Origin of the sequence: Arsenicicoccus dermatophilus (assembly GCF_046267915.1) — a bacterium.
Classification (GTDB): Bacteria; Actinomycetota; Actinomycetes; order Actinomycetales; family Dermatophilaceae; genus Arsenicicoccus; species Arsenicicoccus dermatophilus_A.
Window position 1 is genome coordinate 2,263,969 of the sequence record NZ_CP176520.1, and the last position, 24,883, is coordinate 2,288,851.

A 24,883-nucleotide genomic window follows, 5' to 3' on the forward strand; every position below is an offset into this window, starting at 1 on the left:
GGGCGGGTCAGATCAGCCCGGAGTCCCGCAGCAGCCCGCCCACCACGGTCGAGTCCAGGCGGCGCCGGATCGCCCCGCGCACCCGGGCCGGGCCGGGCAGATCGACCTTCTCCCCTTCGCGCAGGGCCGCCGACGCCTTGAGCAGGGTGCGCACGTCGTACGTGCTGTTGAAGACCTCGGGGACGCCACGCTCGACGCCGAGCAACCGGTAGGCCGCCTCCATGCCGGTCCGCACGGAGTACTCGGTGGTGAAGATGCAGTCCCGCCCGGTCTCGGCGAACTGCCCGATGAACGCGAAGTTCTCGGCGCCCTCGGGCACGACCTGCGGCCGGTCGCCGGCCTTGCGGGGCATGAAGAAGCTCGTGACGTAGGGCATCATGCACGGCACCGTCCTGGCACCGGTCGCCGCCAGCTCGGGGATCTGCTCCTCCGGGACACCCATGTGGTAGAGCCACTCGGCGGTGATCTCCTCACCGGTGCACTCGGACATCGGCTTCTTGACGTAGTCGCCCGGCGTGTCGACGAACAGGGAGTACACCCAGACGACGACCTGACCGGGCTTCTGCGCCTTGAAGTGCGGCTGCCGGTTGACGGTCCAGGACAGCAGCCAGGACGAGTCCTTGCAGGTGACGATGCCGCCGGTGACGACCCGGCCGCTCAGCGGGTCGCGCCGGCAGATGCGCCGGATGTGCTCGGGGATCCGCTCGTCGAGGGTGGTGACGGTGGCCGACTCCCACTTGGTCTCGTCGATGGAGGAGCAGAAGACCTCGGGCCGGCCGAAGCTCGGGTCCTTGCGGGCGATCTTCTTCCACAGGTCCCACGCGGACGCCGGTCCCCGGTCGAGCCGGGCCGGGGTGTGGTGGTCGCCGTTGTCGGAGTTGTCGACCAGGGAGCCGATCGTGGTGACGACCAGGTCGTCCTGCCCCAGGTCGACGCCGCCGGGCTCCCCGCGCCGCACCCACTCGATCCGGGTGGCGCGCTTGCGCTGGGCGGTGATGTCGAAGGCGATGTCGGTGACGTCGGTCTGGAAGGCGAAGGTCACACCCTGGTCCATGAGCCACCGCGTCATCGGCAGCACCAGGGACTCGTACTGGTTGTACTTGGTGAACTTCAGCGCGGTGAAGTCCGGCAGGCCGCCGATGTGGTGGATGAAGCGGTGCAGGTAGAGCTTCATCTCCAGGGCCGAGTGCCAGGTCTCGAAGGCGAACATGGTGCGCCAGTAGAGCCAGAAGTTGGAGGCGAAGAACTCCTGGGAGAAGACCTCGTCGATCCGCTTGCCCTCCATCTTCTCCCGAGGCGCCAGGAAGACCTTGAGCAGTTCCTTCTGGGCCTTCGTGGACAGCGTGAACCTCCCCTCGGTGCCGGTGTCCTGACCGCGCCGCTCGGTCACCCGCTGCAGCGAGTAGTTGGGGTCGTCCTTGTTGAGCCAGTAGAACTCGTCCAGCACCGAGGCGCCCTCGATCTCCAGCGAGGGGATCGACCGGAAGCAGTCCCACAGGCACTCGAAGTGGTCCTCCATCTCGCGGCCACCGCGGATGACGAAACCCCGCTCGGGCTCCTTGATCCCGTCGAGAGCGCCTCCGGGCAGGGTGAGCTTCTCCAGGATGGTGATGTTGCTGCCGGGCACCCCCGCGTCACGGATCATGAACACCGCGGAGGACAACGACGCCAGACCGGCCCCCACGAACCACACGTGCCTGAGCTCCGCGCCCGGCACCGGCCTGGGACGGGCGAACGCCTCGTAGTTACCGCTGCTGTAGTACATCTCACGCCTCTCGTCGATGGGGGCCGGCGTCTCGACCCCGCCTCGCCTCCAAGGTTACTCGCCGGTAGTCACGGACCCTCACCCAGAGCCCTCGTTCGCACGTCCCACCCGTCCAGGTTGCGCCGGACGGGTGGCGCGGTCGCCGCGGGGTCTTGTCCGGTGCTCCCGGAGCCGCAGCACCTCACCCGGAGGTATGCCGGTGCGAACCGGGTCCCCGATCCCCCGCCCGGCCGGTCACCGCCCGGCTGCTCGGGCCCCCCGAGGCGCCACGACCACCGCGGTCGTGCCCGGTCCGACGTGGCAGGCCGTCACCGCGCCGAGCTCGACCACCTGGACGGTGGTGCCCTCGGGGCAGCGCGCCCGCAGCGCCTCCACCACCTGGTCGGCGCGCAGCTCGGCGTCGAGCTGGTGCACGGTCACGTCGGCGCCGGCGGGTGCGGCCTGCACGGCCCGCACCGACCGGTCCACCATCTGCGTGACCGCGCGGGTGGCGGTGCGCACCTTGGCGACCGCCTCGATCCGCCCGTCCTCCAGGGCCAGCAGCGGCTTGATGGCCAGCGCGGTGCCGAGCAGGGCCGCGGCGCCACCGACCCGCCCGCCCTTGCGCAGGTAGTCCAGCGACTGCACGCAGAAGGTCAGCGTGGTGTCCTGCGCCCGGGCGCGGGCGGCCGCCCCCGCCTCGGCGGCGCCGCCGCCCGCGTCGACGACCTCGGCGGCCGTCTCCACGGCATACCCCAGGCCCATGCCGATGGACCGGCTGTCGACCACCTCCACCGGGATCGGGGAGCGGGTGGCCGCGAGCACCGCGGCCTCCGTGGTCCCGGACAGGTCGGCGGACAGGTGGATCGACAGGACCTCCTCGCAGCCCCGCGCCGCCGCCCGGCGATAGGCCTCGAGGAAGGCCGCCGGCGACGGGCGGGAGGTGCCGAGCTTCTTGGCGCGGGTGAGGACCTCGGTGAGCTCCTCCCCCGCGATCTCGCCCTCGGCACGTTCGACCCCGTCGGCGACGAGGACCAGCGGCACCACGTCGACGCCGTGCGCGGTCACCGACGCGGCGGGCAGGCAGCCCGTCGAGTCGGTGACCAGGCCCACGCGGGGCAGGAGCAGAGGCATCGTCAGCCGGTCACCACGTTGACCAGCCTGGGCGCCCGGACGATCACCCGGCGGACGGTCTTGCCGGCCAGCAGCTCCTGGATGCGGGGCAGCGCGAGGGCCGCGGCCTCCAGGTCGGCCTCGCCGATGTCCGCGGCGACCTCGAGCCGGTCGCGCACCTTGCCCAGGACCTGCACCACGCAGGTGACCGTGTCCTCGACCAGCAGGGCCGGGTCGGCCTGCGGGAAGCGCTGGTGCACCACGGAGTCCGCGTGCCCGAGACGGTGCCACAGCTCCTCGGCCAGGTGCGGGGCGACCGGCGCGATCATCAGGACCAGCGGCTCGGCGGCGGCACGGGGCACGACGTCGAGCTTGGTCAGCGCGTTGTTGAGCTCGATCAGCCGGGCGATCGCGGTGTTGAACCGCAGCGCGTCGTAGTCGCGGCCCACCTGGTCGATCGTCCGGTGCAGGAGACGCTCGACGTCGGCGGGGACCGGGTCCTCGGACACCCGGCAGGCGCCGGTCTCCTCGTCCACGACGATCCGCCACAGCCGCTGCAGGAAGCGCTGCGAGCCCACGACGGCGCGGGTCTCCCAGGGCTTGCTGAGCTCCAGCGGGCCCATGGCCATCTCGTAGACGCGGAAGGTGTCCGCGCCGTACTCGTCGCACATCTCGTCCGGGGAGATGACGTTCTTGAGCGACTTGCCGATCTTGCCGTACTCGCGGTGGACGACCCTGCCCTGCCAGGTGAAGACGCCGTCGGCGCTCTCCTCCACCTCGGCCGCGGGGACCGGCTGACCGCGGTCGTCCCGGTAGGCGTAGGCCTGGATGTAGCCCTGCGAGAAGTACTTGCGGAAGGGCTCGTCCGAGCTCAGGTGGCCCAGGTCGTGCAGCACCTTGACCCAGAAGCGGGCATAGAGCAGGTGCAGCACGGCGTGCTCGACGCCGCCGACGTACAGGTCGACGCCGCCGGGGTCCGCGGCTCCCTCGGGCGCTCCTGCGACGGGGGTGGTCTGCGGCCCCATCCAGTAGCGCTCGACCGAGGGGTCCACCAGGGCCTGGTCGTTGGCCGGGTCCAGGTACCGCAGGAAGTACCAGCACGAGCCCGCCCAGTTGGGCATGGTGTTGGTCTCGCGGCGGAAGCGGCGCAGGCCGCGCCCGTCACCCAGGTCCAGCTCGACGTCGACCCACTCCGTGGCGCGCGACAGCGGCGGCTCCGGCTCGGACGAGTCGTCCTCGGGGTCGAAGGTCTTGGGCGAGTAGTCCGGCACGTCCGGCAGCTCGAGCGGCAGCATCGACTCGGGCAGGGCGTGCGCGACGCCGTCCTCGTCGAAGACGATCGGGAAGGGCTCGCCCCAGTAGCGCTGCCGGCTGAACAGCCAGTCGCGCAGCCGGTAGGACACCGTCCCCTGCCCCTTGCCGGTCCGCTCGAGGTAGGCGATCATCGCGGCCTTGGCCTCGTCCAGGCGCAGCCCGTCGAGGGAGATCTCGTCGTTGCTCGACGCGACCGCCACGCCCGGCGCGGTGTAGGCCTCGCCCGTGGTGACCGATCCCGGCCAGGAGCCGTCGCCCTCGGGCGCGACCACGTCGATGATCGGGATCCGCAGCTCGGTGGCGAACTCGAAGTCGCGGGTGTCGTGGGCGGGCACGGCCATGATGGCGCCGGTCCCGTAGCCCATCAGCACGTAGTCCGCGACGAACACCGGGACCTGGCGCCCGTCCACGGGATTCGTGGCGTAGGAGCCCGTGAAGACGCCCGTCTTGGCCCGGTCGTCCATCTGCCGCTCGACGTCGGACCTGCGGGAGGCGGCGTGCCGGTATGCCGAGACGGCGGCCCGGGGGGACTCGGCCCCACCGGTCCACTGCAGCGGGATGCCCTGCGGCCACTCGTCGGTGGTGAGCGTCTCGACCAGCGGGTGCTCGGGCGCCAGGACCATGAAGGTGGCCCCGAAGAGCGTGTCGGGTCGCGTGGTGAACACGTCGATGGCCTCGCCGCCCGGCCCGGTGAAGGTCACCCGCGCGCCGTGCGAGCGGCCCACCCAGTTGCGCTGCATGGCCTTGACCTTGTCCGGCCAGTCCACGCGGTCCAGGTCGTCGGCCAGCCGGTCGGCGTACGCCGTGATCCGCATCTTCCACTGGCGCAGGCTCTTGCGGAACACCGGGTAGTTGCCGCGCTCGGAGCGGCCGTCGTTGGTGACCTCCTCGTTGGACAGGACCGTGCCCAGGCCGGGTGCCCAGTTGACGGGAGCCTCGTCGGCGTAGGCCAGGCGGTAGCCGTCGACCACGGTGGCCTGCTCGGCCGCGGTCAGCTGGTCCCAGGTGCGCCCGGCGAAGGCCTCGGGCAGCGCGCGGGACCCGTCCTGCAGCTGCGGCAGCAGGTCGGCGATCGGGCGGGCCCGGCCCAGGCCGCCGTCGGGGCGCACGGCGGACTGGTCGTACCAGCTGTTGAAGATCTGCAGGAAGATCCACTGGGTCCAGCGGTAGTAGTCCGGGTCGATGGTGCGGATCGCGCGCCGGTCGTCGTGCCCGAGCCCCAGGCGCCGCAGCTGGCGGGCCATGATCTCGATGTTGGCCTCGGTGGTGGTGCGCGGGTGCTGCCCGGTCTGGACGGCGTACTGCTCGGCCGGCAGGCCGAAGGCGTCGTAGCCCAGGCAGTGCAGCACGTTCTTGCCGGTCATCCGGTGGTAGCGCGCGTAGACGTCGGTCGCGATGTAGCCCAGCGGGTGCCCGACGTGCAGGCCCGCCCCGCTCGGGTAGGGGAACATGTCCAGGACCAGAAGCTTGCGGGCCGCGGTCAGCGGGTTGTCCGGCTCCGCCCACGGGCCCGCGGGGTTGGGTGCGTGGTAGGTGCCCTCGGTCTGCCAGCGGTCCTGCCAGGCGCTCTCGATCTGCCCGGCCAGCGTGGCGGTGTAGCGGTGGGGGTGCTCGTCTGGGGTGGCCTCGGCCGCGTCGCTCATGTCTCTCCTCGTCCTCGTGTGGTCTCGCAGCGTGCCCGGACACACAAAGGCCCCTCACAGGGAGGGGCAGCCGCGCCGATGTCCGACTGGTTCAGCGCGGCCCGGCAAGGAGCTGCTGCTGGGGAGCCACCCACCCAGGTTACCGCAGCACGGGCTGGCTCCTCCGCCGTGCGCCCGTCCAGTCTGCTCGCACCCGTAGCATCGAGCCCTGCCCACCCCCACCCGAGAGGTGTCTCATGCCCGCCCAGCCCTGGACCACCGTCGGCGACGGCCCGCACGACGTCCGGCTCGTCGTCGCCGACATGGACGGCACCCTGCTCACCGCGTGCGGCGAGGTGCCCGAGGGCTTCTGGCCGCTCCTGGACGAGATGGGTCGCCGGGGCGTGACCTTCGTCCCCGCGAGCGGGCGGCAGCTGGCCACGCTGCAGCGGGTCTTCGAGCGGGCGCCGGTGCGGCTGTCGTACGTCGCGGAGAACGGCACCCTGGTCGTGCACGAGGACGAGGTGGTGTCCACGACGACCGTCGCGGCCGACGTCGTCCGCGAGGTGATCGCCACCGTGCGCGACGCCGCGGCCGAGGGCGCCGATCTGGGGCTGGTGCTGTGCGGGGTCCGTAGCGCGTACGTCGAGCGGGCGGACGAGGTCTTCCTCGCCGAGGCGCGCAGGTACTACGCCCGTCTGGAGATCGTCGAGGACCTGACGACCGTGGACGACGGGGTGCTCAAGCTCGCGGCTTACGACGTCGAGGACGCCGAGCGGCACGTCGAGCCGGTCTTCGGTGCGGTCGCGCAGACCCACCAGGTGGTCGTGTCCGGCAAGCACTGGATCGACGTCATGGAGCGCGGCGTGGACAAGGGCCAGGGGGTGCGGGCGTTGCAGGAGCGGCTGGGCGTGACGCCCGCGCAGACCGCGATCTTCGGGGACTACCTCAACGACCTGCAGATGCTGGAGGCCGGCGACTACTCCTTCGCGATGGCCGACGCCCACCCCGACCTGATCGCGGCCGCCCGCTACCTCGCCCCGGCGTACGACGCGGACGGCGTGGTGCAGGTGCTCACCCACCTGCTCGCCCGCCCCTGACCGCGGCACCCCGCCCCCCGAGCCTCCCCGCGCCCGCCACCCGCCCACCCCTGCCCGCCCCGGTGCCCACCACCAGGGACACGTGGCGGGGATCGAGCGGCGTGTCGTGCCCTCGTGCGGCATCTCGAAGGCGTCCCGCCCGCGTCCCGCGCATACCAAAGGGGGCCAGACACCCAGTGCCTGGCCCATCTTGTGGAGCTGAGGGGATTCGAACCCCTGACCCCCTCCATGCCATGGAGGTGCGCTACCAACTGCGCTACAGCCCCTCACGGAACACGTCCCGTGCGGTGTCTCCGAGGCGTTTCCGCGCCGTTCGACTGGATTACTTTAGCCAGAGTTCACCGCGGCGACCAAATCGACCGGCTCGCCCGTCCCCGGCGCCGACCGATGTCACCGTTCGGTCGGCCAGGGCGCACCCTCGACGGCGTCCGGCGCCCCGACGTTCCAGGTGTCGATCCGCCAGGAGCCCGACCGCGCCTGCCCCAGCTCGGTCCAGTGGCAGTTGCGCAGCCCCGAGAGTGTGAGCCAGGCCTGCTGCTGCGGTATGCCGACCAGCTCGGCCGCCAGGGCGCGCGCCGCGACGCCGTGCGACACGACCACCGCGAGCCCGTCGTCGCCGAGCCGGTCGATGACGTCATGGGCGCCCTGCAGGGCGCGCGCGGCCACGTCGGCCACGGACTCGCCAGACCCGCCCCGGCGGAAGTCCTCGCCGGTCAGCAGCTTGTCCGCGTCCTCGGGATGCTCGGCCCGGATCTGCGCGCCCGAGCAGCCCTGCCACTCCCCCACGTGGATCTCGCGGAAGCGGTCGTCCCGCTCGACCTGGACGCCGAGCAGCTCACCGATCAGGTCGGCGGTGGCGGCGGCACGGGCCAGGTCGGAGGAGACGATCAGGTCCGGGCGTCGGTCGGCGAGGACGGGTGCGGCCGCGCGGGCCTGCGCCATACCGACCTCGGACAGCTCGACGTCCAGCTGTCCCTGCCAGATCCCGGCCGCATTGTGCCCGGTCTCGCCGTGACGCAGCACGATGATCCTCTTGCCCATGTCCTACTCCTGCGGTCGCACCACCACGGGCTCCCGACGTCGCGCCCGCCGGCTCAGTCTCGCAGGCCCGGCCAGCCGGTGACGCGGGCGGGGGCGTCGGCGTAGGCGTCGTCCTCACCCTCCCGGCCGGCGGGGTCGGGCAGCTCCAGGTCGATCTCGGGACAGTCCTTCCAGAGCCGCTCCAGGCCGTAGAACTCGCGCTCCTGCGTGTGCTGCACGTGCACGACGATGTCGACGAAGTCGATGAGCACCCAGCGGCCATCCTTCTCGCCCTCGCGGCGGACGGGCTTGGCGCCGAGGGGGCGCAGCGCGTCCTCGATCTCGTCGACGATGGCCCGGACCTGGCGGTCGTTGGGCGCGGACGCGAGCAGGAAGACGTCGGTCAGGGCCAGCTGGTCGCTGACGTCGAGCGCGACGACGTCGCGGGCGCGCTTGTCGTCGGCGGCGAGAGCGGCGGCCTTGGCCAGCTCGATGGCGCGCGGGGTGGCGGTCACGCAGGGTCCTCCAGGTGGGTGAGGTGAGGCTGGGCCTCGGACGAGGCGGCAGAGCGGGTCGGGTGGTCGGGCACGGTCTCGACGGGATCGAGCACCACGGGCTCGGGCTCGGTCACCACGGCGGTGAGGCCGAGGTCGCCGGACACGGCGGGAGCCGCCGCGGCGTACAGGGTGTACTTGTTGATGTGCTGCACGACCCCGTCAGGCACGAGGTACCACACCGGCTTGCCCGCGGCCACGCGGTCGCGACAGTCGGTGGAGCTGATGGCCATGGCCGGCACCTCGGTGAGGGTGACCCGCTCGGGGGGCAGGCCGGACTCGCTGAGGACGTAGCCGGGCCGGGTGACGCCGATGAAGTGCGCGAGCCCCCAGAGCTCGTCGACGTCCTTCCAGGACAGGATCTTGGACAGCGCGTCCGCTCCCGTGATGAAGAACAGCTCGGCGTCCGGGTTGAGCCGGCGCAGGTCCCGCAGGGTGTCGATGGTGTAGGTCGGGCCCTCGCGGTCGACGTCGACGCGGGACACGGAGAAGCGGGGGTTGGACGCGGTCGCGATCACCGTCATGAGGTAGCGATGCTCGGCCGGCGACACCTCGTCGGCGTCCTTCTGCCAGGGACGCCCGGTGGGCACGAACACGACCTCGTCCAGGTCGAAGAGGGACTGGACCTCGCTTGCCGCGACGAGGTGCCCGTGATGGATGGGGTCGAAGGTCCCACCCATCACCCCGATCCGCAGGCTCAGTGCGCGGTCCCGGGGCTCGTGCCCTGCGCGCCGGGAGCGGCGTGGCTACCGTGCGTGGCGTCGGTGGCGATGCCGGGGGCGAGCTTGGCCGCGGTGTTGCGGAAGGCATAGGTGATGCCCAGCAGGGCGAGGAAGAGCACGAGCGCAAGGACGCCGAACCAGAAGTCGGCGAAGGGCAGCGTCAAGGCGTGCTCGGAGTGGTGGGACTCACCCTCGGCGAGGAGCGCGGCAGAGATCATGCGGGCATGGTACCCGCTCGGGCGGGGGGTGCGCGGGCGCGGACGCGCCCGGGCCTAGGCTGGGCCCATGGTGCCCGAGCTGTCCGTCGTCATCCCCATGTACAACGAGGAGCAGGTGCTGCCCCTGCTGGTGCAGCGGCTCCGTCCGGTGCTCGACGGCCTCGGCGCGAGCTACGAGGTGGTCGCGGTCGACGACGGCTCCCGCGACCAGACCGCGGTGCTGCTGCAGCGCTACCGCCGCGAGTGGCCGCAGCTGCGGGTCGTGCGGCTGCGCGCGAACTCCGGCCACCAGGCGGCGATCTCGGCGGGGCTGGAGTCGGCCGCCGGGGACTACGTGGTGACCCTCGACGCCGACCTGCAGGACCCGCCCGAGACCATCGCGGACATGCTGCACGCGGCCCGCGACGAGGGCGTGGACGTGGTCTACGGCGTGCGTGCCGACCGCTCCACCGACACGGTGTTCAAGCGGGAGACGGCCAAGGCGTTCTACTCCGTGCACTCCCGCCTCACCGGCATGCAGACGGCGGGCAACGCCGGCGACTTCCGGATGATGTCGCGCGCCACGGTGGAGGCCATCAAGGCGCTGCCCGAGCACGGGCGGGTGCTGCGGTTTGTGGTGCCGGCGCTGAACTTCCCGTCCACGACGGTGTCCTACCGCCGCGAGGAGCGGGCGGCCGGCGAGTCGAAGTACCCCTTGATGAAGATGGTGATGCTGTCGATCGACTCGATCATCGGCTTCAGCCTCAAGCCCCTGCGCCTCGCGACGTGGTTCGGCTTCGGCGGCTTCGTGCTCTCGCTGTTCTTCATCCTGTATGCCGTGATCGGCCGGCTCAGCGGCCACGCGATCGCGGGCTGGGCCTCCACGCTGGCCCTCATCGCCCTCGTCGGCGGGCTGCAGCTGCTCTGCCTGGGCATCCTCGGGGAGTACCTCGGTCGGATGTACCAACAGATGCAGGACCGCCCGACCTACTTCATCGCCTACGACTCCGGTCACGACCCGGACGACCACCGGTTCGCGCTGCCCCGGTCGGCCAAGATGGCGACCGGGAGCGTGCCCTCCCCCGCGCCGGCGACCGGCGGGGCCACCCGCGTCCAGCGCACGGCCGTCGAGGACGCCCGTCTCCCCGGTCAGGTGCCCACCGACGCCGTCTCCTGAGGTCCCGTTCTCCTGAGCCGCGGGGCCGCCGTCGCCTCGCGACCGACGCGACCCGCCCTCAGCCGCGCCGGGCGACCAGGAACTCGGTGACCCCCGGCAGGTCCTGCACCGGCAGGTGTCGCTCGACGGTGACCACCGCCCGCAGCACCAGGTTGACCAGGGGGTGCAGCTGCTCCAGGTCGCTGCCCCGGCTGGACCGCCGCCGGATCGCCACCACGGGGCGCAGCAGGACGTTCCAGGCGAACCGTCGCTCGACGTGGAATCCCCCGGCCAGCAGCAGGTCCCGGATCTCGTCGCGGCGGTAACGGCGCACGTGGCCCACGGCGACGTCGTGCTCGGACCACAGCGCCATGTCGACGGGCACCGCCACCAGGAAGGTCCCTCCCGGCCGCAGCAGCCGGTGCACCTCGCGCACGCACGCGGCGTCGTCCTGCAGGTGCTCCAGCAGGTCCAGAGCCACGACCAGGTCCAGCGACCCGGTCGCGAAGGGCAACGACGTGGCGTCGGCGCGGGTCACCGCCAGCCCCCGGGTCGCCGCCTCCGCGGCGCCCTCACGCGTGTGCTCCACAGCCACCGCCTGCCAGCCGCGATCACGCAGCACGCGGGTGTTGCCACCGCCGGCGGCCCCGATGTCCAGGGCCCGGCCCGGTGCGAGGCCCTCGATCAACCGCGCCAGGATGTGCCGTCGCTCGGCATACCACCAGTGACGCTCCTCCAGCCGGGTGAGCTTGCTGACCTCGGACTCGTCCACGCTGGTTACTCCTCGTTCGTCGATGGTCCCAACCTAGAGCGTGCCAGGAGCGGGGCGCCTGCGCCGACGCTCGGTCGGCCGGTGGACAAGAGGTGACGTCCTGACGAACCATGGTGAAGAGTCTCGTTATTCGCACCTCCTCTCGTGCGCTGGCTATGACCTTGGGACCTAGGGTGGAGCTGCCCGCGGCCCATCGCCGCGGCTCGATGAAGGACAGTCCTGTGTCCCTGCTGCCCACCATGTCTCCAGCCATCGCCATCGTGCTCCTCACCCCCGCCGTCCAGGCCGACGCACGCCAGACGCCTCCCAGCGGTACCACTCACCTCGGCGGGCTGGTCCTGCCATCAGCACAGGTGGAATCGTCACTCAGCGACGGTGCAGTGGTACACCAAGCCCAAGGAGGGCAATCCCCAGGCGTACGGCAAGCCGGTCAAGGTGGTCCGTGACGCAGGCACCCGAGCAGATGCGGAGTACAACCCGGTCGACGACAACTCGACCTTGCCGTGTCGGGCGTTCTGGAACGACAAGGCCTGATGCCGGAGATGCACGAGGCTGATCGTGCGGGGCGCCGCCTCAGAGGTGGCGCCCCGCACCGCACCGCGCGAGGCAAGCTGGCCGGCGTCCTGGCTGCGCTGGGGCGCGCGATGCTCCTGGCCCTGGCGGTCGGTGGGCTGAACGCCCTAGGCGATGCCCTCGGCGGGGTGGCGGACTCCAGCTGGGGCATTGTCCCGGGTCAGTTCTTCCTCCCGGCCCTGGTCCTGGGGGCGGTGCTGGGCACGATGTGGGCATGGGCCCTGACCGCGTTCGCCGCGGGTTACCTCGCCCGCCGGCCTGTGCTCGGGATGGCGTGTGGGGTCGTAGCCCTCCTGACCGCGACAAGCATCTACTACGCCGTGGAGGCCTCGCGCTCGGGTCGGGCATTCGATCTAGGCACAGCGGTCTACTGGTGGCAGGTTGCCATTCCGGGCGGCGCCGGGCTTGGTCTGCTGGGCGCCGCCTACTCCCGCCCGGGACGGTGGTGGGCGACGGCTGCGGCACCGGTCCTGTGGTATCTCCTCCCGCCCGGCGAGCCTGCCTCGAGCATCACGGGTGCCTGGGTCACCGGGGCGGCCTGGGTCGTGGGAGCCGCCCTGGCTGGTCACGCCCTGGCCCGGTTGCTCCTGCCGCAGCGCTGGGTGTTCCCGGCACGCCTCCGTGGCACCGCCGAGAAGCCCGCACAGGTTCAGGCGCGGACCTGACCGTCGCCCTCGACGACCCACTTGGTGCTCGTGAGCTCCTCGAGCGCCATCGGGCCGCGGGCGTGGAGCTTCTGGGTGGAGATGCCGATCTCGGCGCCGAAGCCGAGCTCGCCCCCGTCGGTGAACCGCGTGGACGCGTTGACCATCACCGCCGCCGAGTCCACCTCCTGGACCCAGCGGCGCGCGGCGGCGCGGTCGTCGGTGACGATGGCGTCGGTGTGCCCGCTCGACCACCGCCGCACGTGCTCCAGCGCCGCGTCCAGCGAGGGGACGACCCGCACGGCGAGGTCGAGGGAGAGGTACTCGGTGGCCCAGTCCTCGTCGGTCGCCTCGACCCAGGGGGCGCCGGCGGCCTCGGTGGCCTCGCGCAGCTCGGCGGGCGCGTGGATGGTGACGCCCTCGCGGGCGAGCATTGCCAACAGCCGCGGCAGGGCCTGCGGCGCCACGGCCTCGTGGACCAGGAGCGACTCGGCGGCGTTGCACACGCTGGTGCGGTGGGTCTTGGAGTTGCGGACGATCCGCTCGGCCATCTCCAGGTCGGCGCCGGCATCGACATACACGTGGCAGTTGCCCACGCCCGTCTCGATCGTCGGTACGGTGGACTCGGTGACCACGGTCTGGATGAGCCCGGCCCCGCCGCGCGGGATGAGCAGGTCCACCTCCCCGCGGGCCGTCATCAGCGCCCGCACCGGGTCGTGACCGGGCGCGTCGAGCAGCTGCACCGCGTCCTCGGCGATCCCCTGGTCCCGCAGAGCGGCTCGCAGGACCTGGACGAGGATCCGGTTGCTGTGCTCGGCGGCGCTGCCACCACGCAGGATCGCGGCGTTGCCGGACTTGAGCGCCAGGCCGGCCGCGTCGACGGTGACGTTGGGGCGGGCCTCGTAGATCATGCCCACCACCCCCATCGGCACCCGCACCTGGCGGACCTGCAGGCCGGTCGGCGTCGTGGACCCGCGGACCACGTCCCCCACCGGGTCGGGCAGGCCGGCGACGTCGCGCAGGCCCTGGGCGCACGCCGCCACGCGCTCCGGCGTGAGCGTGAGCCGGTCGACGAGGTTGGCGCGCATCCCGGCGGCGGACTCGCGCTGCACGTCCTGGGCGTTGGCGGCGACGATCTCGTCGGTCGCGGCCACCAGCGCGTCGGCCATGGCGCGCAGCGCGGCGTCCTTGCGGCCCCGTGGCAGCAGGGCCAGCTCGCGGGCGGCGGTGCGGGCACGGGCGGCCAGCCCGGAGACGAGCTCGCGGGCCGCTGGGTCGAGGGGCGTCGTCATGGGGGACATCCAACCGTATGCCGCGCCCGATCGCCCGCGCTGCTCACGGCCGGGGCAGCCCGTCGGGGGCGACTGGTGATCTCCTGTGGGTCGCATCGACCACCCTGCCGCCCCACGACGTCCGCGGTCGGCGTCAGAGCAGGGCGAGGTCGTCGCGGTGGATCACCACGCGGCGGTAGTGCTCGCCGAGGGCCTCCCCCAGCTGCTGGGTGCTCTTGCCGAGCATCGCCGGCAGCTCGGCCGAGGCGTAGTTGACCAGGCCACGACCCACGACGCGCCCCGCCTCGTCGGCCACGTCCACGGCGTCGCCCGCGTCGAAGGAACCGGTCACGGCGACGATCCCGGCCGGCAGCAGGGAGGTGCGACGCTGCACGACGGCCGTCACGGCCCCCGCGTCCAGGACCAGCTGACCCTTGGCGTCGGACGCGTGCTGCAGCCACAGCAACCGCCCCCGCGGGCGCACCGGGGCCGCGGTGAACAGCGTCCCGACCTCCTCGCCCGCCAGGACCTCGCCCGCGAGGGCTGCCGAGGTGACGACGGCGGGTATGCCGGCGCCTGCGGCGATGCGGGCGGCCTCGAGCTTGGTGGTCATCCCGCCCGTGCCGACCGAGCTGCCGGAACCGGCGACCACGATCCCCTCCAGGTCGGCGGGTGACGCCACCACGGGGATGCGGCGGGCGCCCGGCCGCGTCGGCGGTCCGTCATACACCGCGTCGACGTCGGAGAGCAGCACCAGGGCATCGGCCTTGACCAGGTGCGCCACCAGCGCGGCGAGCCGGTCGTTGTCGCCGAACCGGATCTCCTGGGTGGCCACCGAGTCGTTCTCGTTGACGACGGGGACCACCCTGAGGTGGAGGAGCCGCACCAGGGTCCGCCGGGCGTTGACGTAGTGCGAGCGCCGGGTGACGTCCATCTCGGTGAGCAGGACCTGCCCGACCCGTGCCCCGTGGGCGGCGAAGGCCGCGGTGTAGGCCGCGACCAGCGCGCCCTGGCCCACGGCGGCGGCCGCCTGCTGGGTCGCCAGGTCGCGCGGGCGCCGGGTCAGCCCGAGCGGGTTGATCCCGGCGGCGATGGCGCCCGAGGAGACCAGCACCACCTGGGCGCCGGCGGCCCGGCGCGCGGCGATGGCCTCGACCAGGCGGTCGATCGCCGCCAGGTCGAGGTCGCCGTCCGCCCCGGTGAGCGAGGACGACCCCACCTTGACGACGATCCGGCCCGCCCGCGTGATCAGCTCCCGCGGCATCGGATCAGTCGTCCTCGTCGTCCCGGACCGTGGCCCAGTGACCGGCGCGCCGCTCGGCGGCCAGCTCGGCGGCCGTGGCGCGGCGGGCGGCCTTGAGGTCGGCGAGCTCCTCGCGCTTCTCGGCACGGGTGGGCCGGTGGGCCCCCTCGGCCTGCTCGAGGCGCAGGTCGGTGCCGCGGCGGCCGAGCAGCTCGGCGCCGGACGCCACGGTGGGCTCCCAGTCGAAGACGACGGCGTCGTCCTGCGCACCGATGAGCACCGTGTCCCCGGCGACCGCGCCGACCTTGTAGAGCTCCTCCTCGACGCCGAGGCGCCCGAGCCGGTCCGCGAGATAGCCGACGGCCTCGTCGTTGCTGAAGTCCGTCTGGCGCACCCAGCGGGTGGGTCGCTCGCCGACGATGCGGTAGACCACGCCCTCGGAGGTGTGCTCCTTGCGGATGGTGAAGCCCTGGTCGTCGACGGCCTTGGGGCGCAGCACGACCCGCTGCGGGACGACCGCCGCGACCGCCCGCCGGCTCGCCTCGACGTGGCGGGCGAGGGAGTAGGTCAGGTCCTTGAGCCCGGTGCGGGCGACCGCCGAGACGACGTGCACCTCCAGGCCACGGGCCTCCAGGTCCGGGCGCACGAACTCCGCGAGCTCCTCGGCCTCGGGGACGTCGGCCTTGTTGAGCACGACGATGCGGGTCCGCTCGGTCAGCGGGCGGCCGCCCAGCGTCTCGTCGGGGACGTAGAGCGACAGCTCGCGCTCGATGGCCTCGAGGTCGCTCATCGGGTCGCGGTCCGGCTCCAGGGTGGCGCAGTCCACGACGTGCACGAGCACCGAGCACCGCTCCACGTGCCGCAGGAACTCCAGGCCGAGGCCCTTGCCCTCGTGGGCGCCGGGGATCAGGCCGGGCACGTCGGCGACGGTGTAGCGCGCCGACCCCGCCGTGACGACGCCGAGGTTGGGCACGAGGGTGGTGAAGGGATAGTCGGCGATCTTGGGCCGGGCGCTGGACAGGACGGACACGAGGGAGGACTTGCCCGCGGAGGGGAAGCCGATGAGGGCCACGTCGGCGAGCGTCTTCAGCTCCAGCACGACGTCGAGCTCGTCGCCCGGCTCCCCCAGCAGCGCGAAGCCGGGGGCCTTGCGTCGGGTCGAGGCCAGGGCCTTGTTGCCGAGGCCACCGCGCCCGCCGCGGGCGAGCACGAACTCTTCGCCCATGGTGACCAGGTCGGCGATCAGTCGGCCGTCCTTGTCCTTGACGACGGTGCCGGCGGGGATGCCCAGCACCAGGTCCTCGCCGTCGGCACCGTTGCGCTCGTCGCCCTCGCCGGGCTTGCCGTTGCCGGCCTTGCGGTGCGGGCTGTGGTGGTAGTCGAGCAGCGTGGTCTTCTGCGGGTCGACGCGCAGGACGACCGAGCCGCCCCGACCGCCGTTGCCCCCGTCGGGTCCCCCGAGCGGCTTGAACTTCTCACGGTGCACGGACGCGACGCCGTGCCCACCGTTGCCGGCCTGCACGTGCAGGGTCACGCGATCGACGAAGCTCGCCATGAGGTGTGTCCTTCCAGGTGGCAGCCGGTCCGGCTCCCAGGGTAACGACGGACGCTTCTCGCCCGTGACAGACCGCGAGGGTGCAGGCACGTGGCCTGCACCCTCGCGTGGGTGTGCGCTGCGGGCCTCAGCCCGGGATCGTCACGCTCCGGCGACGATGTTGACGACCTTGCGGCCGCGCTTGGTGCCGAACTCGACCGCACCCGGGGTGAGGGCGAACAGCGTGTCGTCCTTGCCGCGGCCGACGTTGGCGCCGGGGTGGAAGTGCGTGCCGCGCTGACGGACGATGATCTCGCCGGCGTTGACGAGCTGGCCGCCGAAGCGCTTGACGCCGAGGCGCTGCGCGTTGGAGTCGCGACCGTTCTTGGAGCTGGAAGCACCCTTCTTGTGTGCCATGACTAAGCCTGCCTTCGAATCCGAGTGAGCTGGGGTGGGCGAGGAGGCTCAGGCCTCGATCGCGGTGACCTTGATCTGGGTCGTCGGCTGACGGTGACCCTGACGCTTCTTGTAGCCGGTCTTGTTCTTGTACTTCTGGATGACGATCTTGGGGCCCTTGGTCGCCTTGACGACCTCGGCCTTGACCGTGACCTTGGCCAGCGCGTCGGCGTCGCTGGTGACGGTGGCACCGTCGACGACGAGGAGGGGCTGGAGCTCGATGGACTCGCCGGGCTTGGTGGTCACCTTGTCGACGATGAGGACGTCGCCCACGGAGACCTTCTCCTGGCGCCCGCCTGCGCGAACAATCGCATACATGTTGCAGACTCGCTTCTGTTGAGGATGTGCACGGCAGCCACTTCGTGGACCGGCCCCCGGTCGCAGGGCCGAGCGGGCTCGGCCGGGACCTGACACCGTGTCGAGGTCGCGCGGGGGACGGTGGACGCACCGAGGGTCCAGCCTACCCGCGCCTTGGGGCCCCGGCCAAATCTCCGGCCGGAGCCCCACGGGTGGTCGATCGTGCTCAGTCGTCGGACGCGAGCGGCCTGGGGGGCCCGGCCGGGGCGACCACGCGGCCGCGCTTGCGACGGCGCGGCTTCTCCGGGGCGGGCTCGACGGCGGGGAGCGGGACCGCGGGTACGGCGACCACCTCGTCCCCGGCCGCGTCCGGCCCGGGCACCTCGGCCGCGTCGACGGGGGACGCGTCGGGACGCGCGCCCTCAGGGGCGCCCAGGGCGGTGGCCATGGCCTCGTCGATCGCGCGGGCGACCTCGTCGGCGCTGGCCGGCGCGTCGTCGTCCGCGCCCGGCTGGGCCGCCGCCATCGCCGCGGCGTGGGCCGCCGCCGCGATCTGCGCGGGCGTCGGGCCCGCGTCCTCCACCCGGCCGCGCGACTCGGCCCGCGGCTCGGACCGGGCGGGCTGGGCGGCCGGGGCGGACTGGCCCCTGCCCTTGCGCCCGCGGCGGCCACCGCGCTCCTCGGTGTGGTCCACACCGGACTCGGTGCCGGGTGCGACCGGGGTCGAGGAGACGAGGATGCCGCGACCGTTGCAGTGCTCGCAGGTCGTGGAGAAGGACTCGATGAGCCCCGTGCCGACCCGCTTGCGGGTCATCTGCACCAAGCCGAGGGAGGTGACCTCTGCGACCTGGTGCTTGGTGCGGTCGCGGCCGAGGCACTCGACCAGGCGGCGCACCACGAGATCGCGGTTGGACTCCAGGACCATGTCGATGAAGTCGACGACGATGATGCCGCCGATGTCGCGCAGCCGCAGCTGACGGACGATCTCCTCGGCCGCCTCGATGTTGTTCTTGGTGACGGTCTCCTCGAGGTTGCCGCCCTGGCCGACGAACTTGCCGGTGTTGACGTCGATGACCGTCATGGCCTCGGTGCGGTCGATGACCAGCGAGCCGCCCGAGGGCAGCCAGACCTTGCGGTCCATGGCCTTGGCCAGCTGCTCGTCGATGCGGTGCCCGGCGAAGACGTCCTTCTCCCCCGTCCAGCGCTCCAGGCGCGGCGCGAGGTCGGGCGCCACAGACTCGACATATGACGAGACCGTCCGCCATACCTGCTCGCCGGAGACGACCAGGGAGGAGAAGTCCTCGTTGAACACGTCCCGGACGACCCGGACGGTCAGGTCCGGCTCGCCGTGCAGCAGCGACGGGGTGCTGGTGCGCGGCGCCCTGGCCTTGGCCTGGATCTCGTCCCAGGTGCGGGTGAGGCGGGCGACGTCGGCGCGCAGCTCCTCCTCGCTGGCCCCCTCGGCCGCGGTGCGGACGATCACGCCGGCATCGGCGGGCATGACCTCCTTGAGGATCTTCTTGAGCCGGGCGCGCTCGTTGTCGGGCAGCTTGCGGCTGATCCCGGTCATCGAGCTGCCGGGGACGAAGACGAGGTAGCGGCCGGGCAGCGAGATCTGCGACGTCAGGCGGGCACCCTTGTGACCCATCGGGTCCTTGGTGGCCTGGACGAGCACGGTGTCGCCGGAGCGCAGTGCGTTCTCGATCCGGCGAGCCTGACCGTTCTCCAGGCCTGCGGCGTCCCAGTTGACCTCGCCGGCGTACAGGACCGCGTTGCGCCCCTTGCCGATGTCGACGAAGGCCGCCTCCATGGAGGGCAGGACGTTCTGCACCCGGCCGAGGTAGATGTTGCCCGCGATGGAGGTCGAGCTCGCCGACTGCTCGCGGGAGACGTAGTGCTCGACGAGGACGCCGTCCTCCAGCACCGCGATCTGGGTGCGGTCACCCGCGTCCCGGACCACCATGGTGCGCTCCACGCTCTCGCGGCGCGCCAGGAACTCCGCCTCGGTGATGATCGTGCGGCGACGGCCCGCCTCGCGGCCCTCGCGGCGGCGCTGCTTCTTGGCCTCCAGGCGGGTCGAGCCCTTGATGCCCGTGGCCTCCCCGCGACGCGGGTCGCGCACCTTGGTGACCGTGCCGGGCGGGTCATCCTCGCCGCCACCGGCCCCGGAGCGGCGACGACGGCGCCGACGCCGGCTCGAGCTGCTGCCCTCGCCGTCCTCGTCGTCCTCGTCCCCGTCGGACGTCTCGGCCTCGTCGGTGTCGGTCTCCGCGGACCGGTCGCCGCGGCCCTTGCGGCCCCGGCGCCGACGGGCCCGGCGGGTCCCGCCCGCCGTGTCGTCGTCCCCCTCGTCGGTCGTCTCGGGCTCGGTGGCGTCCCCGACCGGCTCGTCGTCACCGGCCTCCTCGGTCCCCGCTCCGTCGAGCTCGTCCTCGACGCCACGGCGACGGCCCTTGCCACCGCGACGGCGGCGCCGGGGGGTCGACGCGTCGTCGCCGTCCTCGACCGCCGGCTCGGTCCCGATCTGCGGCGCCTCGTCGCGGGACGCCTCCTGGTCGGCACGCTCGTCGACCTCGGGGCGCTGGACGGTCGAGGGGTCGACGCTCGGGGAGGTCGCGCGGCGGTGGCGGCGCACCGCGGTGGTGTCGGGGGCCTGGAAGAGCAGCCCGAACGGTGAGGACGGTGCGGGGGCCTCCTCCTCGGGCGGGGTGACCGGGATCGTGGCGATCAGGTCGTCGAGCTCGTCGTCGTCCAGGACCGTCAGGGCCAGGTCGGCGATCTCGTCGTCGGACTCCTGCGCGTCGATCTCGGCGGCGAGCTGCGTGACGCGGCCGGCCTCGTCGGGCTCCGAGGAGGGGGCGGGGCGGGCCTCGTCCGCAGCGGCCGCAGGCTGGTCACCGGTCGCGTTCCCGGAGGTCAGCCCGGGCACCGCCGTCTCGGGGGCGTCCGCCCCGGCGAGCGAGTCGGTCATCGTGCTCTCGACCGCGGCGGCCTTCTTGGTCGCGCGGCGGGCGCGCTTGCGGGCGGGCGGCTGCTCGGCCGGGAGGGTGGCGGCGGCCGCTCGGGCGTCGCCACCGTCGACCTCGGTGCCCGGCGTGCCGAGGGAGTCCTCGGCGGCGTCCGGCTCGACCGGGACGGGGGCCGCTGCGGCCTTCTTGGCCGCGGTCTTGCGCGGGGCGCGCTTGGTGGCGGTGGTCTTGCGGGCGCGGGTGGCGCGCTTGACCGGGGCGGGCTCGGCGGCGGGAGCCTCGCCGGCGCCCGCCTCCGCGGCGCCGGTCTCATCGGCATCGGCCGGGGTGGCGCCGGCCGGGTCGGCGACGGCGTCGGCGACGTCCTGCGTCTCGACGACCGGGCTGGTGCCGGTGTCGGCGATCTGGCCGGGCTGCCGGTCCACGGGCAGTCCCTCGTGCACCTCGGTGGTGGTCTCGGGTGCGTCCTGCTGGTCGGGTGCCATGCGGCGATCCCTTCTCGACCACGGATGACGTCCACCCGTGGCGCGGAATGCGCCTCGCCACCGCGTGGTGCGCGGTCGTCGTCGTCGACGAGGCGGCTGCCCCGACGACGGAAGTCGTCTGCTACACCGGAATGGCTCGCGCCAGGCGCGTCACCTCCGGTGCCGGCGATCCGCAACGGGCCTCACGAGACCGCCACGTGGCTGGGTCTCGGCGGGACGGGCGACCGGTGGCCGCATCACCGCATCGTCCGTTGTGATGTCGTCGGGTCGGCGATGCGGGGTGAACGCATCGTGACCGCGGTCAGTATCGCACAACGGTCTCCGTCCGGCCCGCCGGTGACCACGCAGGGTCACCTCCGGCGTGGCGGCCGGCGGCGTCAGACGAGGGGATCGCCGATCGCCAGGTCGGCCTCGTCGAGGGGCCCTTGCACCAGCCGGGTCATGAGCGGGGTCACGTCGGGCAGCCCCTCCCCCGTCGCCCGCAGCGCCGTGACGAGATCGTCGGGTCGCACCGCGGGCGTGGTGTGCCGGACCAGCGCCCGCAGCAGGACCGCACCCTCGCTCGTGGCGACCCCGGCGCTGCGGGCGCGGCCGGCGGCGGTGTCCAGGTCCAGGTCGAGGACCGCCGAGCGCACGTCGAAGGTCCGCAGCCCGGACTTCGTCATACGGCTGATCTCGACCCGCTCGGCCGACCGGAAGGCCGCCACGGTGCGCTCGACCTGCCCGTGCTGCTCCTCGGACAGGCCACGCAGCTCCACGATCCACTCCGAGGCCTGCAGCCGGTCGGCGAGCGATCCGGGCAGCGCGTCGGCCGCCTCGAGGACGTCGATCCCCTCGGGCAGCGCCAGGTCGAGGGCAGCGCGGACCCGTTCCGGATCAACACGCTCCGTCACGGCGATTTCGAAGTACTCGGCCTCGGACGCGGTTCCGGTGGGTGCGGCGTTGGCATAGCTGATCTTGGGGTGCGGGTGGAAGCCCGCGGAGTAGGCCATCGGCACCCCCGCCCGGCGCAGGGCCCGCTCCAGGGCCCGCTGGAAGTCCCGGGTCGAGCTGAACCGCAGCCGACCACGCTTGGCGTAGCGCAGCCGGATCTTCTGGACCGCGGGCGGCGGAGGGGGTCCTTCAGGGGTGCGCTGACGAGCCATGAGGCCCAAGGGTACGGGAGGGAACCCGTGCCGCCGGGGGTCCTGGCGCGGGGCGCGGTCAGGCGCCGGGCAGGTGCGCCGCGAGCAGGGTCGCCAGGTGCACCCCCTCGCGTCCGGCGAGGTCCGCGGCCTGGGTGCGGCAGGAGAAGCCGTCGGCGAGCAGGATCGCCTCCGGGGAGGCAGCGCGTAGGGCGGGAAGCAGCTGCTGCTCGGCCACCGCCACGGAGACCTCGTAGTGCCCCTGCTCGACCCCGAAGTTGCCCGCCAGCCCGCAGCAGCCCCCGAGCCGGGTCACCTGCGCGCCCGAGCTGCGCAGGACCTCGGCGTCCGGCGACCACCCGAGCACCGTGGCGTGGTGGCAGTGCGGCTGGGCGACGACCTCCAGGCCGGACAGGTCCGGCGCGACCCACCCCTCGGTGCGCTGCAGCAGCTCGGCCAGGGTGAGCACTCCCCCGGCGACGCGGGCGGCCGCCTCCGTGCCCAGCAGCTCGACGGCGTCGTGGCGCAGGGCGGCGGTACACGACGGCTCCAGACCCACGACGGGCACCCCGCGCGCCACCCACGGCGCCAGCTCGGCCACGGAGCCCCCCAGGATCCGGCGCGCCGCGTCGAGCTGGCCCGTCGAGATCCAGGTCAGCCCGCAGCACACCTGACGGCCGGTCACCACCGGCTCGTAGCCTGCCGCCCGCAGCACCGCCACGGCGTCCCGCCCGACCTGCGGCGCGAAGTGCTCCACGAAGGAGTCCACGAAGACGACGACCTGCCCGTGCGGCGCCGGACCGGCGGGCGGCTCCTGCGCGGCGAACCACGCCCGGAAGGTCCGGGTCGCGAAGCGCGGCAAGGACCGGCGCGGGTCCACGCCCGCGGCCCGCATGCCGAGGCGGGCGACCCCGGGCGCAGCCAGGAGGGCATTGGCCAGCCGCGGCGCACGCGCCGCCGTCCGGCTCCAGGCCGGCAGCCACCCGAGGGCGTAGTGCGCGCGGGGCCGCAGGCGACCGCGATAGGTCTGGTGCAGGACCTCGGCCTTGTAGGTCGCCATGTCGATCCCGGTCGGGCAGTCCGAGGCGCAGCCCTTGCAGGACAGGCACAGGTCGAGCGCCTCGTGCAGCGCCGGCGAGCGCCAGTCCTCGATCTGGGAGAAGGGACTCAGCATCTCCTGCAGCGCCCGCGCCCGCCCGCGGGTGGAGTCCTTCTCCTCCCGGGTCGCCAGGTATGACGGGCACATCACCGACGCCGACCCGGCGGGGTGCTCGGCCCGGCACCGCCCCACGCCGGTGCAGCGGTGCACCGCCTGGGTCAGGTCCCCCTCGTCCGCGGGGTAGCCGAAGGCCAGCCGGGCGGTCCGGGTGGAGATCGCCTGGGCAGCCGGGACTCTCAGGTGCGCGTCGACCGGGTCGGGGTCGACGAGCACGCCCGGGTTGAGCAGCCCCGCGGGGTCCATCGCGGCCTTGACGCCGCGGAAGAGGTCGATGGCCTGCGGGGAGTACATCCGCGGCAGCAGCTCGGAGCGGGCCCGCCCGTCGCCGTGCTCGCCGGACACCGAGCCGCCGTACCGCGCGACGAGGTCCGCGGAGGCCAGGAGGAACTCGCGGAACACCCTCGTCCCGCCCGGACGGTCCAGCGGGAAGTCGAGCCGGACGTGCAGGCAGCCGTCGCCGAAGTGGCCGTAGGGCAGCCCGGTTAGGTCGTGCTCGGCGAGCAGCGCGTCGACGTCGCGCAGGTAGGCCCCGAAGGACTGCGGCGGCACGGCCGCGTCCTCCCACCCGGCGTGGCCCGGGCGGTCGCGCGGGGTGCGGCCCGCCAGCCCGGCGCCGTCCTCGCGGATCCGCCACAGGGCGGCGGCCTCTCGTGGGTCGTCGACGATCCGGTGGGACCGCGCCCCCACCCGGGCGACCAGGGCCAGGGCGCGCTCGCGGACCTCCTCGGCGCTGTCGCCCACGGGCTCCACGAAGAGCCAGGCGTCGCCGTCGGGCAGGTCGGGCACGGCCTGGTCGCCGATCCGGGCACGCACCACGTCCACGATCCGCCGGTCGATCCCCTCCGCGGCGACGGCCCCCAGCTCGCCGATCAGCGGGGCCACGTCGCCCGCGCCGTAGATGTCGTCGAAGCCCAGCACGACCAGGGTCCTCGCCGCGGGGTCGGTCACCAGCCGCACGGTCGCCTCGGTGACCACGGCGAGGGTGCCCTCCGAGCCTACGAGCATCCGCCCGACGTCGAGTCCCCGCTCGGGGAGCAGGTGCTCGCAGGCGTAGCCGGACACCTGGCGGCCGAAGCGGCCCAGCTCGGTGCGGATCGTCGCCAGGTGCCGCCCGGTGACCTGCCGCAGGGCGGCGACCACGTCGGGCGCGCCCGCGACCGTGGGCGGGTCGCCGAGCACCCCGGTGGTGCAGCGGATCTCGTCACCGGAGGCGAGCAGCGCCCGGAGCCCGACGACGTTGTCCGAGGTGCGGCCGTAGCCCAGCGCCCGGTTGCCGCAGGCGTTGTTGCCGATCATCCCGCCGACCGTGCACCGGGTGTGGCTGGACGGGTCCGGCCCGAACCTCACCCCGTGCGGCAGCCCCGCCCGCTGGAGGGTGGCGTGCACGGCGCCCGGCTCCACCACCGCGGTGCGGGCCTGCGGGTCGATCGACCGGACCCGCCCCATGTGGCGCGAGAAGTCCAGCACCACACCAGGGCCCACGGCGTTGCCCGCACAGGAGGTTCCTGCCCCGCGGCTGGTGACCGGGGTCGCCGTGCGCCGGCACACGTCCAGGACGGCCGCGACCTCCGCGGCGTCGTGCGGCAGGACGACCACCTGCGGTGCGACCCGGTAGAGGGATGCGTCGGTGGCGTAGATCCCCCGGGTCAGGTCGTCGGCCCGGACGTCCCGCACCCCCGCCCGGGCGAGGTCCTGCAACAGCTCGGCGGTGGGCGCGGCGGTCATGTCCTCATCCTCGTGGATCGGTCCGGGCG

At 73.2% G+C, this 24,883-nt stretch carries 19 protein-coding genes, 1 tRNA gene and 1 pseudogene; 4 read left to right on the forward strand and 17 right to left on the reverse strand.

What is annotated here, in order from left to right; genetic code table 11:
* Nucleotides 1-7 precede the first annotated feature (7 nt).
* The 3 genes from ACK2IS_RS10805 to leuS form a co-directional block, all read right to left on the reverse strand.
* Nucleotides 8-1,765: an oleate hydratase gene (locus ACK2IS_RS10805; protein ID WP_409483338.1), complete on the reverse strand. Its 1,758-nt coding sequence runs from the start codon at nt 1,763-1,765 to the stop codon at nt 8-10.
* A gap of 234 nt (nt 1,766-1,999) precedes the next feature.
* Nucleotides 2,000-2,878, reverse strand: coding sequence for a DegV family protein (locus ACK2IS_RS10810; RefSeq protein WP_409483339.1), 879 nt, complete (start codon nt 2,876-2,878; stop codon nt 2,000-2,002).
* 2 nt (nt 2,879-2,880) lie between these two features.
* Nucleotides 2,881-5,814, reverse strand: a complete 2,934-nt coding sequence (gene leuS, locus ACK2IS_RS10815) for a leucine--tRNA ligase (RefSeq protein WP_409483340.1) — start codon at nt 5,812-5,814, stop codon at nt 2,881-2,883.
* A gap of 236 nt (nt 5,815-6,050) precedes the next feature.
* Here leuS and ACK2IS_RS10820 point away from each other — a divergent pair, with 236 nt between their 5' ends.
* Entirely contained in the window at nt 6,051-6,893 is an 843-nt protein-coding gene (locus ACK2IS_RS10820; protein ID WP_409483341.1) for a Cof-type HAD-IIB family hydrolase, read from the forward strand.
* A 193-nt stretch (nt 6,894-7,086) separates the two neighbouring features.
* Here the strand turns inward: ACK2IS_RS10820 and ACK2IS_RS10825 are convergent.
* The 5 genes and pseudogenes from ACK2IS_RS10825 to ACK2IS_RS10845 form a co-directional block, all read right to left on the reverse strand.
* Nucleotides 7,087-7,159: transfer RNA gene (locus tag ACK2IS_RS10825), tRNA-Ala, on the reverse strand.
* Nucleotides 7,160-7,283: 124 nt separating this feature from the next.
* Nucleotides 7,284-7,934: a histidine phosphatase family protein gene (locus ACK2IS_RS10830; protein ID WP_409483342.1), complete on the reverse strand. Its 651-nt coding sequence runs from the start codon at nt 7,932-7,934 to the stop codon at nt 7,284-7,286.
* Nucleotides 7,935-7,987: 53 nt separating this feature from the next.
* Entirely contained in the window at nt 7,988-8,428 is a 441-nt protein-coding gene (rsfS, locus tag ACK2IS_RS10835) for a ribosome silencing factor (RefSeq protein ID WP_409483343.1), read from the reverse strand.
* A gap of 146 nt (nt 8,429-8,574) precedes the next feature.
* A pseudogene (gene nadD, locus ACK2IS_RS10840) lies at nt 8,575-9,147 on the reverse strand (nicotinate-nucleotide adenylyltransferase); the annotation flags it as partial.
* A gap of 17 nt (nt 9,148-9,164) precedes the next feature.
* Nucleotides 9,165-9,407: a hypothetical protein gene (locus tag ACK2IS_RS10845; RefSeq protein ID WP_409483344.1), complete on the reverse strand. Its 243-nt coding sequence runs from the start codon at nt 9,405-9,407 to the stop codon at nt 9,165-9,167.
* A 67-nt stretch (nt 9,408-9,474) separates the two neighbouring features.
* Here ACK2IS_RS10845 and ACK2IS_RS10850 point away from each other — a divergent pair, with 67 nt between their 5' ends.
* The gene (locus ACK2IS_RS10850) at nt 9,475-10,563 is read left to right on the forward strand and encodes a glycosyltransferase family 2 protein (RefSeq protein ID WP_409483345.1); all 1,089 of its coding nucleotides are present in this window, start codon (nt 9,475-9,477) and stop codon (nt 10,561-10,563) included.
* Between the two features lie 58 nt (nt 10,564-10,621).
* Here ACK2IS_RS10850 and ACK2IS_RS10855 read toward each other — a convergent pair whose 3' ends face one another.
* On the reverse strand, nt 10,622-11,314 hold the full coding sequence (locus ACK2IS_RS10855) for a class I SAM-dependent methyltransferase (protein ID WP_409483346.1): 693 nt from the start codon (nt 11,312-11,314) through the stop codon (nt 10,622-10,624).
* Between the two features lie 375 nt (nt 11,315-11,689).
* Between ACK2IS_RS10855 and ACK2IS_RS10860 the strand changes: the two genes are divergently transcribed.
* Both ACK2IS_RS10860 and ACK2IS_RS10865 read left to right on the forward strand, forming a co-directional pair.
* On the forward strand, nt 11,690-11,848 hold the full coding sequence (locus ACK2IS_RS10860; protein WP_409483347.1) for a hypothetical protein: 159 nt from the start codon (nt 11,690-11,692) through the stop codon (nt 11,846-11,848).
* Entirely contained in the window at nt 11,848-12,552 is a 705-nt protein-coding gene (locus ACK2IS_RS10865; RefSeq protein WP_409483348.1) for a hypothetical protein, read from the forward strand. The genes ACK2IS_RS10860 and ACK2IS_RS10865 overlap by 1 nt, the downstream gene beginning before the upstream one ends.
* Here ACK2IS_RS10865 and ACK2IS_RS10870 read toward each other — a convergent pair.
* The 8 genes from ACK2IS_RS10870 to ACK2IS_RS10905 all read right to left on the reverse strand — a co-directional run bounded on the left by ACK2IS_RS10870 (nt 12,537) and on the right by ACK2IS_RS10905 (nt 24,854).
* A complete protein-coding gene (locus ACK2IS_RS10870) occupies nt 12,537-13,823 on the reverse strand; it encodes a glutamate-5-semialdehyde dehydrogenase (protein WP_409483349.1) in 1,287 nt (428 codons plus the stop codon). The two genes, ACK2IS_RS10865 and ACK2IS_RS10870, sit on opposite strands and share 16 nt — an antisense overlap.
* A gap of 133 nt (nt 13,824-13,956) precedes the next feature.
* Nucleotides 13,957-15,066 (reverse strand): glutamate 5-kinase, encoded by a 1,110-nt coding sequence (proB, locus tag ACK2IS_RS10875; protein ID WP_409483350.1) that lies wholly within the window; start codon nt 15,064-15,066, stop codon nt 13,957-13,959.
* Between the two features lie 4 nt (nt 15,067-15,070).
* Nucleotides 15,071-16,600 carry a GTPase ObgE gene (gene obgE, locus ACK2IS_RS10880; protein ID WP_409483351.1) on the reverse strand — a complete coding sequence of 510 codons (1,530 nt, stop codon included), beginning with the start codon at nt 16,598-16,600 and terminating at the stop codon, nt 15,071-15,073.
* Between the two features lie 141 nt (nt 16,601-16,741).
* Nucleotides 16,742-16,996 carry a 50S ribosomal protein L27 gene (gene rpmA / locus ACK2IS_RS10885; protein ID WP_241452286.1) on the reverse strand — a complete coding sequence of 85 codons (255 nt, stop codon included), beginning with the start codon at nt 16,994-16,996 and terminating at the stop codon, nt 16,742-16,744.
* 48 nt (nt 16,997-17,044) lie between these two features.
* The gene (rplU, locus tag ACK2IS_RS10890; RefSeq protein ID WP_241452288.1) at nt 17,045-17,353 is read right to left on the reverse strand and encodes a 50S ribosomal protein L21; all 309 of its coding nucleotides are present in this window, start codon (nt 17,351-17,353) and stop codon (nt 17,045-17,047) included.
* A gap of 205 nt (nt 17,354-17,558) precedes the next feature.
* The gene (locus ACK2IS_RS10895; protein WP_409483352.1) at nt 17,559-20,786 is read right to left on the reverse strand and encodes an Rne/Rng family ribonuclease; all 3,228 of its coding nucleotides are present in this window, start codon (nt 20,784-20,786) and stop codon (nt 17,559-17,561) included.
* A 377-nt stretch (nt 20,787-21,163) separates the two neighbouring features.
* Nucleotides 21,164-21,931, reverse strand: coding sequence for a TIGR03936 family radical SAM-associated protein (locus ACK2IS_RS10900; RefSeq protein WP_409483353.1), 768 nt, complete (start codon nt 21,929-21,931; stop codon nt 21,164-21,166).
* A 58-nt stretch (nt 21,932-21,989) separates the two neighbouring features.
* Nucleotides 21,990-24,854, reverse strand: a complete 2,865-nt coding sequence (locus ACK2IS_RS10905) for an FAD-binding and (Fe-S)-binding domain-containing protein (RefSeq protein WP_409483354.1) — start codon at nt 24,852-24,854, stop codon at nt 21,990-21,992.
* Between the last annotated feature and the right edge of the window lie 29 nt (nt 24,855-24,883).

Coding starts and splice junctions, on each gene's coding strand:
- ACK2IS_RS10805 (WP_409483338.1), bottom strand. CDS start 1,765: ATGTACTACAGCAGCGGTAACTACGAGGCGTTCGCCCGTCCCAGGCCG.
- ACK2IS_RS10810 (WP_409483339.1), bottom strand. CDS start 2,878: ATGCCTCTGCTCCTGCCCCGCGTGGGCCTGGTCACCGACTCGACGGGC.
- leuS (WP_409483340.1), bottom strand. CDS start 5,814: ATGAGCGACGCGGCCGAGGCCACCCCAGACGAGCACCCCCACCGCTAC.
- ACK2IS_RS10820 (WP_409483341.1), top strand. CDS start 6,051: ATGCCCGCCCAGCCCTGGACCACCGTCGGCGACGGCCCGCACGACGTC.
- ACK2IS_RS10830 (WP_409483342.1), bottom strand. CDS start 7,934: ATGGGCAAGAGGATCATCGTGCTGCGTCACGGCGAGACCGGGCACAAT.
- ACK2IS_RS10845 (WP_409483344.1), bottom strand. CDS start 9,407: ATGATCTCTGCCGCGCTCCTCGCCGAGGGTGAGTCCCACCACTCCGAG.
- ACK2IS_RS10850 (WP_409483345.1), top strand. CDS start 9,475: ATGGTGCCCGAGCTGTCCGTCGTCATCCCCATGTACAACGAGGAGCAG.
- ACK2IS_RS10865 (WP_409483348.1), top strand. CDS start 11,848: ATGCCGGAGATGCACGAGGCTGATCGTGCGGGGCGCCGCCTCAGAGGT.
- ACK2IS_RS10870 (WP_409483349.1), bottom strand. CDS start 13,823: ATGACGACGCCCCTCGACCCAGCGGCCCGCGAGCTCGTCTCCGGGCTG.
- proB (WP_409483350.1), bottom strand. CDS start 15,066: ATGCCGCGGGAGCTGATCACGCGGGCGGGCCGGATCGTCGTCAAGGTG.
- obgE (WP_409483351.1), bottom strand. CDS start 16,600: ATGGCGAGCTTCGTCGATCGCGTGACCCTGCACGTGCAGGCCGGCAAC.
- rpmA (WP_241452286.1), bottom strand. CDS start 16,996: ATGGCACACAAGAAGGGTGCTTCCAGCTCCAAGAACGGTCGCGACTCC.
- rplU (WP_241452288.1), bottom strand. CDS start 17,353: ATGTATGCGATTGTTCGCGCAGGCGGGCGCCAGGAGAAGGTCTCCGTG.
- ACK2IS_RS10895 (WP_409483352.1), bottom strand. CDS start 20,786: ATGGCACCCGACCAGCAGGACGCACCCGAGACCACCACCGAGGTGCAC.
- ACK2IS_RS10900 (WP_409483353.1), bottom strand. CDS start 21,931: ATGGCTCGTCAGCGCACCCCTGAAGGACCCCCTCCGCCGCCCGCGGTC.
- ACK2IS_RS10905 (WP_409483354.1), bottom strand. CDS start 24,854: ATGACCGCCGCGCCCACCGCCGAGCTGTTGCAGGACCTCGCCCGGGCG.